The 13,207-nt window shown below is 67.1% G+C and carries 13 protein-coding genes; 6 read left to right on the plus strand and 7 right to left on the minus strand.

Annotated features, from left to right (window positions below):
* The first annotated feature begins 417 nt into the window (after positions 1-417).
* A complete protein-coding gene (locus ABE543_RS05200) occupies positions 418-1,323 on the plus strand; it encodes an aspartyl/asparaginyl beta-hydroxylase domain-containing protein (protein WP_053520375.1) in 906 nt (301 codons plus the stop codon).
* A gap of 77 nt (positions 1,324-1,400) precedes the next feature.
* Here ABE543_RS05200 and speE read toward each other — a convergent pair whose 3' ends face one another.
* The gene (gene speE, locus ABE543_RS05205) at positions 1,401-2,255 is read right to left on the minus strand and encodes a polyamine aminopropyltransferase (protein WP_346475392.1); all 855 of its coding nucleotides are present in this window, start codon (positions 2,253-2,255) and stop codon (positions 1,401-1,403) included.
* Between the two features lie 206 nt (positions 2,256-2,461).
* On the opposite strand from speE, the gene speA reads away from it, so the two are divergent.
* Together speA and ABE543_RS05215 are read left to right on the plus strand one after the other, a co-directional pair.
* Positions 2,462-4,351, plus strand: coding sequence for an arginine decarboxylase (gene speA / locus ABE543_RS05210; RefSeq protein WP_053520373.1), 1,890 nt, complete (start codon positions 2,462-2,464; stop codon positions 4,349-4,351).
* A 43-nt stretch (positions 4,352-4,394) separates the two neighbouring features.
* The gene (locus ABE543_RS05215) at positions 4,395-4,715 is read left to right on the plus strand and encodes a DUF6122 family protein (protein ID WP_065174355.1); all 321 of its coding nucleotides are present in this window, start codon (positions 4,395-4,397) and stop codon (positions 4,713-4,715) included.
* A gap of 27 nt (positions 4,716-4,742) precedes the next feature.
* Here ABE543_RS05215 and ABE543_RS05220 read toward each other — a convergent pair whose 3' ends face one another.
* From ABE543_RS05220 to ABE543_RS05230, 3 genes are read right to left on the minus strand one after another with little or no spacing between them, the layout of a single operon-like run.
* Complete coding sequence (locus tag ABE543_RS05220) at positions 4,743-6,086, minus strand: HAMP domain-containing sensor histidine kinase (protein ID WP_197572272.1); 1,344 nt, start codon at positions 6,084-6,086, stop codon at positions 4,743-4,745.
* Entirely contained in the window at positions 6,083-6,742 is a 660-nt protein-coding gene (locus ABE543_RS05225) for a response regulator transcription factor (RefSeq protein ID WP_053520370.1), read from the minus strand. Before ABE543_RS05225 ends, ABE543_RS05220 begins: the two co-directional genes overlap by 4 nt.
* Positions 6,742-7,032 (minus strand): PepSY domain-containing protein, encoded by a 291-nt coding sequence (locus ABE543_RS05230; protein WP_053520369.1) that lies wholly within the window; start codon positions 7,030-7,032, stop codon positions 6,742-6,744. Before ABE543_RS05230 ends, ABE543_RS05225 begins: the two co-directional genes overlap by 1 nt.
* A gap of 147 nt (positions 7,033-7,179) precedes the next feature.
* On the opposite strand from ABE543_RS05230, the gene ABE543_RS05235 reads away from it, so the two are divergent.
* A complete protein-coding gene (locus tag ABE543_RS05235) occupies positions 7,180-7,614 on the plus strand; it encodes a PepSY domain-containing protein (protein WP_053520368.1) in 435 nt (144 codons plus the stop codon).
* 86 nt (positions 7,615-7,700) lie between these two features.
* On the opposite strand, the gene ABE543_RS05240 is transcribed toward ABE543_RS05235, so the two are convergent.
* From ABE543_RS05240 to ABE543_RS05250, 3 genes are all read right to left on the minus strand, one after another.
* On the minus strand, positions 7,701-8,183 hold the full coding sequence (locus tag ABE543_RS05240; RefSeq protein WP_053520406.1) for a hypothetical protein: 483 nt from the start codon (positions 8,181-8,183) through the stop codon (positions 7,701-7,703).
* 125 nt (positions 8,184-8,308) lie between these two features.
* The gene (locus tag ABE543_RS05245) at positions 8,309-9,517 is read right to left on the minus strand and encodes an FAD-dependent oxidoreductase (protein ID WP_065181517.1); all 1,209 of its coding nucleotides are present in this window, start codon (positions 9,515-9,517) and stop codon (positions 8,309-8,311) included.
* 9 nt (positions 9,518-9,526) lie between these two features.
* Complete coding sequence (locus tag ABE543_RS05250) at positions 9,527-10,021, minus strand: lipocalin family protein (RefSeq protein ID WP_053520408.1); 495 nt, start codon at positions 10,019-10,021, stop codon at positions 9,527-9,529.
* A 182-nt stretch (positions 10,022-10,203) separates the two neighbouring features.
* Here ABE543_RS05250 and ABE543_RS05255 point away from each other — a divergent pair, with 182 nt between their 5' ends.
* Together ABE543_RS05255 and ABE543_RS05260 are read left to right on the plus strand one after the other, a co-directional pair.
* Positions 10,204-10,452, plus strand: a complete 249-nt coding sequence (locus tag ABE543_RS05255) for a hypothetical protein (protein ID WP_053520409.1) — start codon at positions 10,204-10,206, stop codon at positions 10,450-10,452.
* 140 nt (positions 10,453-10,592) lie between these two features.
* Complete coding sequence (locus tag ABE543_RS05260) at positions 10,593-12,986, plus strand: DUF3772 domain-containing protein (RefSeq protein ID WP_262219057.1); 2,394 nt, start codon at positions 10,593-10,595, stop codon at positions 12,984-12,986.
* Positions 12,987-13,207 lie beyond the last annotated feature (221 nt).

The raw sequence follows: 13,207 nt of genomic DNA on the forward strand, positions 1-13,207 counted from the left end.
GCTGAAGCGTCAAGCGAACCGGTGAGGCGGGGGAAACTGGCTAAACTTTCGTTAAGTCAATTTTAGTACCGGCAAGTTCGCTAATCCACGTTCTGTCGGAGAAATGTCGGGGCCGTGGCTGGAACAGTTCGTCGCGCACGGGCGGACAATTTCGTCTCACTTCTCGGCTTGGGGCATTGAAAATCAATAAGTTGAAGAAGAAATCCACCCGTTCAGCCAAGCGCCGCTGAACATGGCGCACGTGTGGCTTGACCCCGGCGCACGGCCTGCCGACCATAAGCTGTTCATCCGCGACATCGGCGGCCGCCCCGTTCCGGCACGTCCCCGTCCCCTGCCGCGTTGCCACCGATGCCGGCCGCCTGCGCCGTGCATCGCCCCCTGATTCCCGTTCCGGCTGCCGCCGGAGGAAAGTTTTTGATGATCAAGATCGTACTGGCAGTGCTGTTCGTGGCCTGCGTGCTGTACATCCACTTCCGTGGCAAGGTCCGCGCGCGCTGGTCGCGCCAGCTGCTGGACCACTCCAGTTTCATGGCCCCGATCAACGTGGTCATGTACATGTTCTCGAAGGTGCCGACCACGCCGTTTCTGGACCCGGGCAAGGAGTTCCCGCAGCTGGAACCCCTGCGCCAGAACTGGCAGATGATCCGTGACGAGGCGCTGGCGCTGCGCGATGCGCAGAAGATCGCTGCGTCCAGCAGTTTCAACGATGCGGGCTTCAACTCGTTCTTCCGCCGTGGCTGGAAGCGCTTCTACCTGCGCTGGTACGGCCCCTCGCACCCGTCAGCGAAGACGCTGTGCCCGAAGACCGTGGCCCTGATCGAGTCGATTCCGGATGTTCGCGCAGCGATGTTCGCGCAGCTGCCGCCGGGCAGCGAGCTGCGTCCGCACCGCGATCCGTTCGCCGGTTCGCTGCGCCTGCACCTGGGCCTGAGCACCCCCAACGATGATGCCTGCTACATCGAAGTGGACGGCATCCGGAAGAGCTGGCGCGACGGCGAGTGGATGATGTTCGACGAAACCTACATCCACCACGCGCATAACGAGACCGAGCAGGACCGAGTGATCCTGTTCTGCGACATCGCGCGCCCGCTGCGCTTCGGCCTGCCGGGCCTGTTCAACCGTGCGGTGGCCGCCACGCTGCTGGCCGGTGGCGCTTCGCCGAACCTGCCAGGTGATCCGACCGGGGGTGTCAACAAGGCATTCGGCAGCCTGTACAAGGTGCGCCTGAAGGCCAAGGCGCTGCGCGAGCGCAGCGTGGTGGCCTACCAGGTCATCAAGTGGGGCCTGGTGGCGGCGGTGATTGCCGGAATCTGGGCGCTGTAAGCGAAACGCCGGGCATCGCCCGGCGTTGCCTGCAAATGAAAAACCCGCGCTGCTGCCAGCGCGGGTTTTTTGTTGGATCAGCTCTTCAGTGCCGCCTGCACGAACGGCGGGGTCACCAGCACGCCGGTGTGCAGCGCGGCGGTGTAGTACAGGGTCGTGAAGGTCTTGGCGGCCGAATCGGCCTGGCGGAAGTCGAAGCTGCTGTCGCCCTTGCGCGCCATGGTCACGCTCCACCAGCCGGTCGGGTAGCACGGCTGCGGGAACGGCAGGGTCTTGAACGAACCGAAGCCGGCCTTGCCCATCTCGGTACGCATCTCGTTGATCAGTTCCAGCTGCATCAGCGGCGATTCGGACTGCTGAACCAGGATGCCATCGTCCTTCAGCGCCTTGAAGCAGCTCTCGTAGAAGGCCTTGTTGAACAGGCCTTCGCCCGGGCCGACCGGGTCGGTGGAGTCCACGATCACCACGTCCACGCTGCCGGCCGGGCAGTTGGCCATGTAGGCCACACCGTCGTCGAACAGCAGTTCGGCGCGCGGATCGTCGTTGGAGTCGCACAGCTCCGGGAAGTGCTTGCGCGCCATCACCGTGACCTGCTCGTCGATGTCGCACTGGGTCACGCTCTCCACGCCCTTGTGCTTGAGCACTTCGCGCAGGGTGCCGCAGTCGCCGCCACCGATGATCACCGCGCGCTTGGGGGCGGCGTGGGTGAACAGCACCGGGTGGCTGATCATCTCGTGATAGAAGAAGTTGTCCTTGCTGGTCAGCATGATGGCGCCATCGATGGTCATCAGGTTGCCCCAGTCGGTGGTCTGGAAGATCTCGATCTTCTGGAAGGGCGACTGCACCTCGTCCAGCTTGCCGGTGATGCGGTAGCCGATGGCCGAGCCGGTGCGCTCGAAATGCTCGATGTACCAGTTGTTACTGTCAGTCATGGGACGTGTCCTTCTGGGGTCCTGTTCGGAGGGGGTAGAGCCGGGTTGGCGGCACGGGGCCGCGTGGCGCAAGCCACATCCGGACGGATCGGCCTGTTCAGGTCCGGCAGGAGCCGGGTCACGGGCGCGGGCGCGCATGATAACGAACCTGTGGGCATATAGGCGTTATCATGCCCCCCCTTTTATTGCCAACAAGGCCGACTGAAATGACCGATTGGTCCCTCGACCAAGCCCGCAAGACCTACTCGATCCCGCATTGGGCGGATGGTTACTTCGACGTGGATCAGGCCGGGCACATGGTGGTGAGACCGACCGGGGCGGACGGCCCGGTGGTGTCGCTGCCCAAGGTGGTGGACGCCGCCCGCGAGGCGGGCGCCAAGCTGCCACTGCTGGTGCGCTTCCCGGACATCCTCGGCCAGCGCCTGGGCAAGCTGCAGGCGGCATTCGCCCAGGCCCAGCAGGACTGGGATTACGCGGGTGGTTACACCGCGGTGTACCCGATCAAGGTCAACCAGCACCGCGGCGTGGCCGGTACCCTGGCCAGCCACCACGGCGAGGGCTTCGGCCTGGAAGCGGGCAGCAAGCCGGAGCTGATGGCGGTGCTGGCACTGTCGCGCCCGGGCGGCCTGATCGTCTGCAACGGCTACAAGGACCGTGAGTACATCCGCCTGGCCCTGATCGGTCGCAAGCTGGGCCTGCAGACCTTCATCGTCATCGAGAAGCCGTCCGAGCTGAAGCTGGTGCTGGAAGAGTCCAAGGCGCTGGACGTGAAGCCCGGCCTGGGCGTGCGCATGCGGCTGGCGTCGCTGGGCGCCGGCAAGTGGCAGAACAGCGGGGGCGACAAGGCCAAGTTCGGCCTGTCCCCGCGCCAGCTGCTGGACCTGTGGAAGTCGCTGCGCGATACCGAGTACGCCGATTGCCTGAGCCTGCTGCACTTCCACATGGGCTCGCAGATCTCCAACGTGCGCGACATCGCCAACGGCATGCGCGAAGCCACCCGCTACTTCGTTGAACTGTCGCAGCTGGGCGCTAAGATCACCCACGTGGACGTGGGCGGCGGCCTGGGCGTGGATTACGAAGGCACCCGGTCGCGCAGCTTCTGCTCGATCAACTACGGCTTGAATTCGTATGCCAGCAACATCGTGCAGCCGCTGGCCAACGCCTGCGAAGAGCACGGCCTGCCCCCCCCGCGCATCGTTACCGAGTGCGGCCGTGCGATGACCGCGCACCATGCAGTGCTGATCGCGAATGTGTCCGAAGTGGAACAGGCGCAGGAGGGCCGCGTGCCGGACCAGCACGATGACGAGCCGGCTTCGATCCGTCATCTGCGCGAGATCCACGAGGAACTGGACGTGCGCCCGGCGGTGGAACTGTTCCAGGAGGCGCAGCACTTCCATGCCGAAGGCCTGTCCAGCTACGCGCTGGGCCAGATCGACCTGCCGCAGCGTGCGCGCATCGACGACCTGTTCTACGCCATCGCCCACGGCGTGCGTGCGCGCCTGAGCTATGACGAGAAGAGCCACCGTCCGGCGCTGGATGAACTGAACGAGCGCCTGGTCGACAAGTACTTCGTCAACTTCAGCGTGTTCGAATCGATTCCCGACGCGTGGGCCATCGACCAGGTGTTCCCGATCGTGCCGATCGAGCGGCTGGACGAAGTGCCGGACCGTCGCGGCATCATTGCCGACATGACCTGCGACTCGGACGGCATGGTCAAGACCTATGTCGAGAACGAGAGCCTGGACAGTTCGCTGCCGCTGCACGCGATAAAGCACGGCGAGAGCTACCGCATCGGCTTCTTCATGGTCGGTGCCTACCAGGAGATCCTGGGCGACATCCACAATCTGTTCGGTGACACCGACGCGGTGGAAGTGGTGGCCGATGCGGACGGCTACGCGATCACCCAGCAGCGTCGTGGCGACACCACCGACGTGATGCTGGACTACGTGGGCTACCGGCTGGACGACCTGCGCGCGGCCTATGCCCAGCGCGTGGCTGCCGCCGGGCTGTCGCCGGAGCGTGCGCAGGAACTGTCGCAGGCGCTGGAGGCGGGCCTGACCGGCTACACCTACCTGTCCGACGAGCCGCTGGTCTGATGCCTGCGGCCACGCCGGGCATGGCCCGGCGCTACCGGTCCTGATGAGCGCCCGCGCGATCTTCCACCTGTTCCTGCATGCCGCCGTGCCAGCCCTGCTGGCATGGCTGTTCTGGCGCAAGCGCTTTGCGTCGGCGTGGTTGCTGATGCTGCTGGGCTGGATCATCGACCTCGACCATCTGCTGGCCGATCCGATCTACGCGCCGAACCGCTGCAGCATCGGCTTCCACCCGTTGCACACCGCGCCGGCGATCGCGGTGTACGCCGGGCTGTGCGTGCCGAAGAAGACCCGTCTGGTGGGCATCGGCCTGGTGATCCACATCGTGCTCGACGCCATCGACTGCTGGTGGATGCATCACCGCTGAGGCGGGTCGTGCAGCGCCGGGGCGGCTCTACCGGGGAGGCGGGGCGTCCGTCGGGGCCAGCGGCAGTTCCAGCCGTGCGCGCAGTCCCGGGTTCTCGTTGGAAAGGCGCAGTGAGCCGCCGTGGCTGGCGGCGATCTCCGCGGCGATCGCAAGGCCCAGGCCGCTGCCTTCCACCCGTTCGTCCAGGCGTACGCCACGCTGCAGGACACTCTCCAGCTTGGCTTCGTCCAGCCCCGGGCCGTCGTCGCGCACTTCGATATGCAGCCGGTCCTGTTTGGCCAGGGCCCGCAGGCGTACTTCGCTGGCGGCCCATTTGCCGGCGTTGTCCAGCAGGTTGCCCAGCATCTCCTCCAGGTCGGTGGCTGCGCCGGCGAAGGCCAGCCCGTGTGCCACGTCCATCTGGAAGCGGATGCGGCGGCCGGCATGCACGCGGGTCATCAATCGGCACAATGCCTCCACCGCGGGCGCCACATCGCTGCGCTGGTGGTGGTCCACGGCCAGGCCGGCGGCCAGGTAGCGGTCGATGCTCGCACGCATGCGCGCGCCCTGTTCGTGCACCGTGCGCCGCCAGCCGCGTCCTTCACCCTCCGCTTCGGCCGCCAACACGCTCAGCGGCGTCTTCAGCGCATGCGCCAGGTCCTCGGCGCTGCTGCGCGCGCGCGCGACCATGCGCTGGTGGTGATCGAGCAGGGCATCGAGCTCATCGGCCAGCGGCGCGATCTCCAGATCCAGCCGGCTGCGGTCGATGCGCTCGGCATCGCCACGGCGGATGCGTTCCAGCTGCTGGCCCAGGCCGCGTAGTGGGCGCAGGCCGAAATGCACCTGGCTGGCCAGCACCGCCAGCCATGCCGCGACCAGCAGGCCCAGCGCCAGCGCGCTGCGCTGACGGAAGGCGGCGGTGTCCGCGTCCAGCGCGCTGCGATCATGGGCAACCAGCGCAATGTAGGGCTGCGATGCACGTGGCAGGCGTACCTGCTGCACACGGGCACGCAGCGATTGCTGCATCGGCCCGCTCAGATTGCGCTCGGCCGGGCCGGTGGCTGTGACCGGCAGGGTCTGGTCCCACAGCGAGCGCGACTGCAGCAGCACCTTGCCGTTGTGGTCGGTGATCTGCCAGTAGGCGCCGGAGAACACACGCTGGAAGCGCGCGTCGTTGGGTTCCTGGCGCAGCCGCAGCTGTCCGTCGGGATCGATCTCCGCCTGCGCGAGCAGAGTCAGCATGTCCTGCTGCAACTCGCCGTCAAGACGGTCGCGCGCGCTGCGCTTGAACAGCTCGCCCAGCAGCACGCTGGCCAGCACCGACACCAGCACCAGGCCGATGCCCCCCACCAGCAGCAGCCGCCGCCGCAATGAAGGCTGGCGCGCGCTCATGCCTCGGCCAGCCGCCAACCCTGGCCACGCACGGTATGGATCAGTTCCACGCCCAGCTTGCGCCGCACCCGGCCAAGCAGCACGTCCAGCGCGTTCGAGTCCGGATCGTAACCGCCTTCGAAGACCTGTTCGCCGAGGCGGTCGCGGCTGATCACGCGGCCGGCGTGATGGATGAAGTAACTCAGTACGCGGAACTCCTGGGGACTCAGCGGCAACGGTTGCCCGTCCAGTTCAAAGCGACCGGCGTTGACGTCAAGCTGCAGGGGGCCGCACTGCAGGCGCGGGCTGGCGTGGCCCCGGCTGCGGCGGATCAGGGCACGCAGGCGCAGCACCAGTTCATCGGCCTGGAACGGTTTGGTCAGGTAGTCATCGGCGCCTGCATCGAAGCCGGCCAGCTTGTCGTGCCAGCGGCTGCGTGCGGTCAGCACCAGCACCGGAAAATCGCGGCCATGGGCACGCCAGCGCTCGATCACGCTCAGTCCATCCAGGCCGGGCAGGCCAAGATCGACGACCGCGGCATGCAGGTCCTCGATCTGGCCGATCTCTTCCGCACGACGGCCATCGGTGGCCACATCGACCACGTAGCCGGCCTGCTCCAGCAGGGGCTGCAGGCGTTTGGCCAGCTCGGTGTCATCCTCGGCAAGCAGGATCCGCATCAGTCGTCCAGTTCCATCTTCAACAACGTCCCGTTGCGCGCATCATAGTCCAGCTCCACCACTGCGCCGTCGTCACGCAGGATCTCCACCTCGTACACCGCGTCGTCCAACTCCACCTCCAGCAGTTGGCCGGGCTGGCGCCTGAGCGCGTCGCGCACCACCTGTTCCAGGGGCACGTAACGGCCCTGCTGCACGGCGCGGCGCGCGACCTGCTGCGCCGGGTCCGGCGCAGGGCCGGCAGCGGAGCCCGGAGTGGCCAGGGCCAGCAGCAGGGGCAGGGAGACCAGCATCGGTGACGGATCCTCGGGCGATGGCGACAGGCGCGAGCATGGCACCGCCGACTAACAGCCGACTAACGATGGCCGCTAAGGGGCTGTTAGCCGACCGCGGCATCGTGGTGCTGCCGGAATGGTCCGGCCACGAACAGGAGAACTCCCATGCTGAAGTCGCTCACCCTCGCCACCGTCGCCGTGCTGGCCATCGCTCCGGCCGCGCACGCTGCACCGCTGGGCATGGCCCAGGCCGAGCAGGCCCTGCGCAAAGCCGGCTACACCCAGATCCACGAGATCGAACGCGATGACGGCCTGTGGGAAGCCGACGTCAGCCGCGCCGATGGCCGCTTCAGCGAGGTCTACGTGGACCCGAAGACCGGCGAGATCTTCGATGAGCACAACGGCCGCGCGCTGCTGCCGACCGAGCAGGTGCTGGCCAAGGCACAGTCGCAGGGCCTGCGCGAGATCCACTCGCTGGAGCGCGATGGCGCCACCTGGTCGCTGGAAGCGCGCAATGCCCGCAACCAGAAGGTCGAGGTGCGCCTGAGCGGCTATGACGGCCGCATCCTGCACAGCGAACGCGACGGCTGGCTGGATTGAGCGCCTCGGGCAGCGCCGGGCCATGCCCGGCGGCCTGATGCATGCGCTGCGCTCGCCGGGCATGGCCCGGCGCTGCCCGCAGGTGCTTACCAGCCGTAGGGCGGCGGGTAGTCCCAGTAGCCGGGGCCGCGACCGTAGTAACCGCCATACGGGCCGAAGAACCCCGGGCCCTCGCCTTCGCTGACGTGGATGTTGAGGTTCACCCCGCGGGTCTTGCCCTCGTCGGTGGTGTAGTTCTTGCTCAGATTCAGTGTGGCGGCGTTGTAGTGGCTGTTGCCGCCCCGCTTGGAGTACCCGATGCCGGTGGTGAAACTGCCGGAGACCTTCACCTTGTCGTCCTGCACGTCGGCGATGCCGGCATCGTCGTGCACGCGCGGGCCACTCTTGTCACCGTAGTAGGTGCCCGGCGGGTCCTGCTGCAACGTCGGATCGTTGAGGTAACGCATCGGCGCCTGCGGCAATGTCAGATCCAGCCCGGATGCCTGCGGTGCGGTGGCGCCGGCAGCGGACTGGGCGAGCACGGTCCCGGGCAGGGCCAGGCACAACAGCAGGGTCAGGGGGCGGATCATCTTGGCGCTCCAGCGGACAGGGACCACGCCACACGCGGCGTTACAGGCCGACGCTAGCAGGGCGTGCTTGAATGATGCCTGTCGGCGCCGGATTGGGGTAGAGCCGGGCCATGCCCGGCTGCAGGTCACAGCCGCCCGAACCCGAACAGCTCCGCCAGCGGATGCTTGCGCCGCTCGATGCGGGCCCGCAGCAGTTGTGCGCCGATCATGGAATAGGTGATGCCGTTGCCGCCGTAGGCCATTGCCAGGTGCACGCGCGGCCCCCACTGTTCATGCGGGCCGAAGAACGGCAATCCGTCGGCGGTCTCGGCGAAGGTACCGGCCCATGAGAATGCCGGTACCGGGTCGAGCTTGGGAAACCAGTGCAGCAGCTGCTTCATGAGCTTGTCCGCCTTGCCTTCCACCCGCCGGTCGCGCCGTGCCGGAATATCGATGGCATCGTCCAGCCCGCCCACCAGCAGGCGACGGTCGCCGGTGGCCCGCAGGTACAGATAGGGGCGCGCGCTTTCCCACACCATCGTGCGCTGCAGGGGGCCCAGCACCGCGGCATCGACAGGGTCGGTGATGAAGGCATAGCTGCTGCGGTTGCGTGCGACGCGCTGCGAAAGCCAGCGCTGGTTGGCGTATCCCATCGCCAGCACCACGTGGCCTGCGCGGATCGTCGCGCCTGATTCGGTCTGGGCGGTTACGCCCCGTGTGCCTGGCGTCAGCGTGTGCAGCACGGTGCGATCGTGAATGTGGCCGCCGCGCTGGCGCACCCGCTTCAGCAATCCATAGGTGAGGCAGTAAGGGTCGACCCGCGCTGCCTGCCGGGTCAGCAATGCGCCGCCGGCGTCCACATCGAAGCGCTCCGCCAGCGCCTCCGGGCCCAGCCAGCGGGCGTCCAGGCCGGCGCTGCGGCGTGCCTGGCCCTCGGCCATGAGGCGGGGCACGTCGCGGTGGCGACTGGCCAGGTACAGGCTGTCCATGCGCCGGAAGTCCACGTCCTTCAGGCCACGCGCCACTTCGCCCAGTGCCGGGATCGCCTCGGCACAGGCCCGGTAGGCCAGCGTGGCCGCGTCGTGGCCATAGCGCTGGGCCAGTTCCAGCAGATGGGTGTCGATCTCGTACTGCAGCAGCGCGGTGCTGGCGGCGGTGCTGCCCCAACCGATGTCGCGCTGCTCGATCAGGGCGACATCGTGACCGTGACCTGACAGCTCATCGGCGATCAGTGCGCCGGTGATGCCGCCGCCGACCACCAGCACATCGCAGCGCAGGTCGCCCTCCAGCGGGGGAAATGCCTGGATCAGGCCATTGCGTACGGCCCACCAGGGATAGCCACTTTTCAGGTCCATGGTGATGGGTCAGGCGGTGGGATGGCCGGTGTGCGGCGTGTGGATCAGTTCGGACAGATCGAAGCCCTGCAGCCGCGCCGTGGCCAGATAATGGTCCCGCACGGTGGCGTCCAGCTTCGGCTCCCGTGCCAGCAGCCACAGGTAGCGGCGATCGGGGCTGCCAACCAGCGACACGCTGTAGTCCGGAGCGATCTGGATGACCCAGTAGTCGCCCTTGGCGAAGGGCAGCCAGCGCAGGCCCTTGGGCAGGAAGCTCACTTCCAGGCGCGCGCTGTCGTTGTCGACGGGGCAGGCTTCGCCGCTGGCCTCCTCGACCTGGCCGTCCATGCGGCAGCGGTTGTGGACGCTGACGTTGCCGTTGTCGAGCAGGCTGTAGTGCGCCGAGACATCGGTGCAGCCTTCCGGCTCGTGACGCATTGGCAGGCGCGCGATCTCATACCAGGTGCCCAGGTAGCGGGGCAGCTTGAGGTCGGCGACGGTCTTCAGTGGCAGCTGTTCGGTCATCGGCAGGCGCAGCGGGAACGGGCCTCCACGATGCCGACGGCCTCGCCACGAGCGGGTGAAGCCGGAGCGATGGCGGTGTCCAGAACATTGCGTCGCCGCGGCGTCATTCCCGCTGTCATCGGGGCGGCGGTATCCTGCCGCCAGCGCCGGGTGTTCCGATCCAACCTGAAGTGGAGGTGCCGATGTACCAGGTGATCCTGTTGAAGAGTGAAACCGCGTTCGCGCGCGAGCAATGGCCGCAGGTCGACGATCTGGTGGACTATGAGGGCGTCAGCTACAGCCTGCGCGCCGGTCCGCGCCAGCCGCTGCCGACCGACCACGACTGGCCTCCGGTGGCGGTGTACGCCCCGGACGAAATCACCGAGGAAGAGTTCCAGGACTGGTATGCGCTGCAGCAGCCGACGGTGGAGGAGCTGCGGTTGAAGTACTGAACCGCGGGGGCGGGTGCTGCGGGCGGGGCCGCCCCGGGCATCCGACCTTGACCGGTCGTGCCGTATAGTCGCGCGCAGGCGCGGTGGTCCGCGCGAACCGGTGTGCATCTGGCGTGTCTTCCTTCCTGCAATCGATCCGCATGCGCGGGCCCTGGCTGGGCCTGCTGCTGGGTGCCGTCCTTCTGCTGTCCGCGCCGGTGCTCGCGCAGAACGAGGCGCCTACGCCGAAGCAGCAGCTGGCACAGATTGACAGCGCGCTGAAGGAGATCGACCGCAAGCGTGACGACGCCGAAGCCACCGAAACACTCGGCACGCTTTCAGAGAACGCCTCGAAGGCCAAGCGGGATGCCGAGGCGCTGGAAAAGTCCCTGCAGCCACAGCTGGACCAGCTCAAAGAGCAGCTGGCCCAGCTGGGTGAAGCGCCGCAGGGCACCACCGAGCCCCCCGACCTGGCCGCGCAGCGACGTACGCTCAGCCGCGAGAGCGATGCCCTGGCCGCCTCGGTGGCCCAAGCCAAAGCCATCGCGGTGCGTGCCCAGCAGTTGAGTGCGGACATCGACAAGCAACGTTCCGCGCAGATCAGCGAGGAACTGGGCCGCAAGGTTGATTCACCGCTGTCGCCGTCGCTCTGGCGGCAGGTGGCCGATCAGCTTCCCGATGACATCGCCCGCGTGCGCCCGTTGGCGCAACAGGGGCGTGACACCCTGGCCAAGGCCATCGACACCCACGGCTGGGGCACCCTGCTGCTCGGCCTGGCCGGAGCACTGGTGATGATGTTCCCGCTGCGCCTGTGGCTGCGCGCGCTGGGGCGCCGGTTTGCCGCCTCGGAACGCGCGCCGGACGGCCGCCTGCGCCGTTCCGGCCTGGCCATGTGGCTGCTGCTGGTGGGCACCCTGCTGCCGGGCTATGCGGTGGTGGTGCTGGTGGCTTCGCTGAATGCCATTGGCGGCATCGCCCCGCGCCTGCAGAACGTGGCCGATGGCCTGGTGGCGGCGACCTTCGCTGCGGCCTTCATCGCCGCGCTCAGCGCGTGCCTGCTGATGCCCAGGCGCCCCTCCTGGCGGCTGCTGAACCTGGATGACACCGCCGCGCTGAAGCTGCGCAAGTACGCCTGGGGTGCCGCTGCGCTGGCCTGGCTGAGCAACGTGCTGGTGGCCATTGACCGTGCCACCCGCACCAGCGACGTGACCACGGTGGCACTGGATGGCGTGATTGCGCTGACCTACCTCGGCCTGATCATGGCCATGCTGGTGACCCTGGCACGCCTGCACCGGCGGCAGACGGCCGAAGCCGAAGCGAAGCTGGAAGCGCAGGCCGATGGTCTCGGCGCACAGCAGCCGGTGCGCCGCAGCAGTTGGTTGGTATTGGCGCGCGTGGCTGGCAACATCGCGGTGGTGGCGGCGATCATCGCCACGCTGCTGGGCTATGTGAACTTCGCCAAGTTCGTGAACCAGCAGTTGATCGGCGGCAGCATCGTGGTGCTGGCAGCCACACTGCTGTTCAAGTTCGTCGATGATTTCTGCACCTGGCTGTTGAACGCCGACAGCAAGGTTGGCCAGACCATCCTGCTCAGCACCGGCCTGAGCGTCTCCAGGCTGGAGCAGGCCGGCGTGCTGCTGTCGGCGGTGCTGCGCACCTTCGTGGTCCTGATCGCGCTGCTGGCACTGGCCGCGCCCTTCGGCAATGTCGGCTCGATCGTGGAGCGCTTCGCGTCGCTGGCCAATGGCATTCCCATCGCCAAGGACCTTACGCTGGAGCCGGGCCGCATCGTACTGGCCATCGGCGTGCTGCTGGCCGGGCTGGGGGTGATGCAGGTGGTGCAGCGCTGGCTGGCCGACACCTACCTGCCCAAGACCGAACTGGATCTGGGCGCGCGCAATTCAATCAGCACCGTCGCCCGCTATCTTGGCATCATCATCGCAGTACTGTGGGCCCTGACGGTGATGGGACTGAACCTGCAGAAGCTGGCGCTGCTGGTCAGTGCGTTGTCGGTGGGTATTGGTTTCGGCCTGCAGGCGATCACCCAGAATTTTGTTTCCGGCCTGATCCTGCTGGCCGAGCGACCGGTGAAGATCGGTGACTGGGTGAAGCTGGGTGACCAGGAAGGCGACATCCGCCGCATCAATGTGCGCTCGACCGAGATCCAGGTGGGCGACAAGTCCACGTTGATCGTGCCCAACTCGGAGCTGATCACCAAGACCATCCGCAACATGACGATGGGCAACAATCAGGGCCGCATCCAGATCCAGTTCGCGGTACCGACCAGCACCGACGTCGCCGGCCTGCGGCAGGCCATGCTGGATGCCTATGGCGCGCACACCAGCGTGCTGCAGACGCCCGCGCCGACGGTTTACATCGACGGCATTGCCGGCGGCCAGATCACCATCAACAGCTTCGCCTACGTGGCCAGCCCGCGGCAGGTGTACGGCACCCGCAGCGATCTGTATTTCAGTCTGTTGCAGATCCTGGCGGAGCGGAACATTCCGCTGTCCACGCCAACGGACATCCACATCACCCGCGACCCCCAGGAGTAGGGGATTCCCGGCAGGGCTGCGCCCTGCACCTGCTGCGAGCTGGAGCAACAGCAACAGCAACAGCAACAGCAACAGCGCGCATTCCGTGGGATGGCGGGGTGGGTCCGGTTGCGGGGGTCGCTGCAAGTACGTCCATGTAAGCTCGGTCGCCGCATCAATGCGGCTCACGCCCCCGCAACCGGCCCCCCCCGCCTTAGACAGATTTCCGCGATCTGCTGGAA

This window comes from Stenotrophomonas sp. TWI169, assembly GCF_039674705.1.
In the GTDB taxonomy this organism is placed as follows: domain Bacteria; phylum Pseudomonadota; class Gammaproteobacteria; order Xanthomonadales; family Xanthomonadaceae; genus Stenotrophomonas; species Stenotrophomonas maltophilia_P.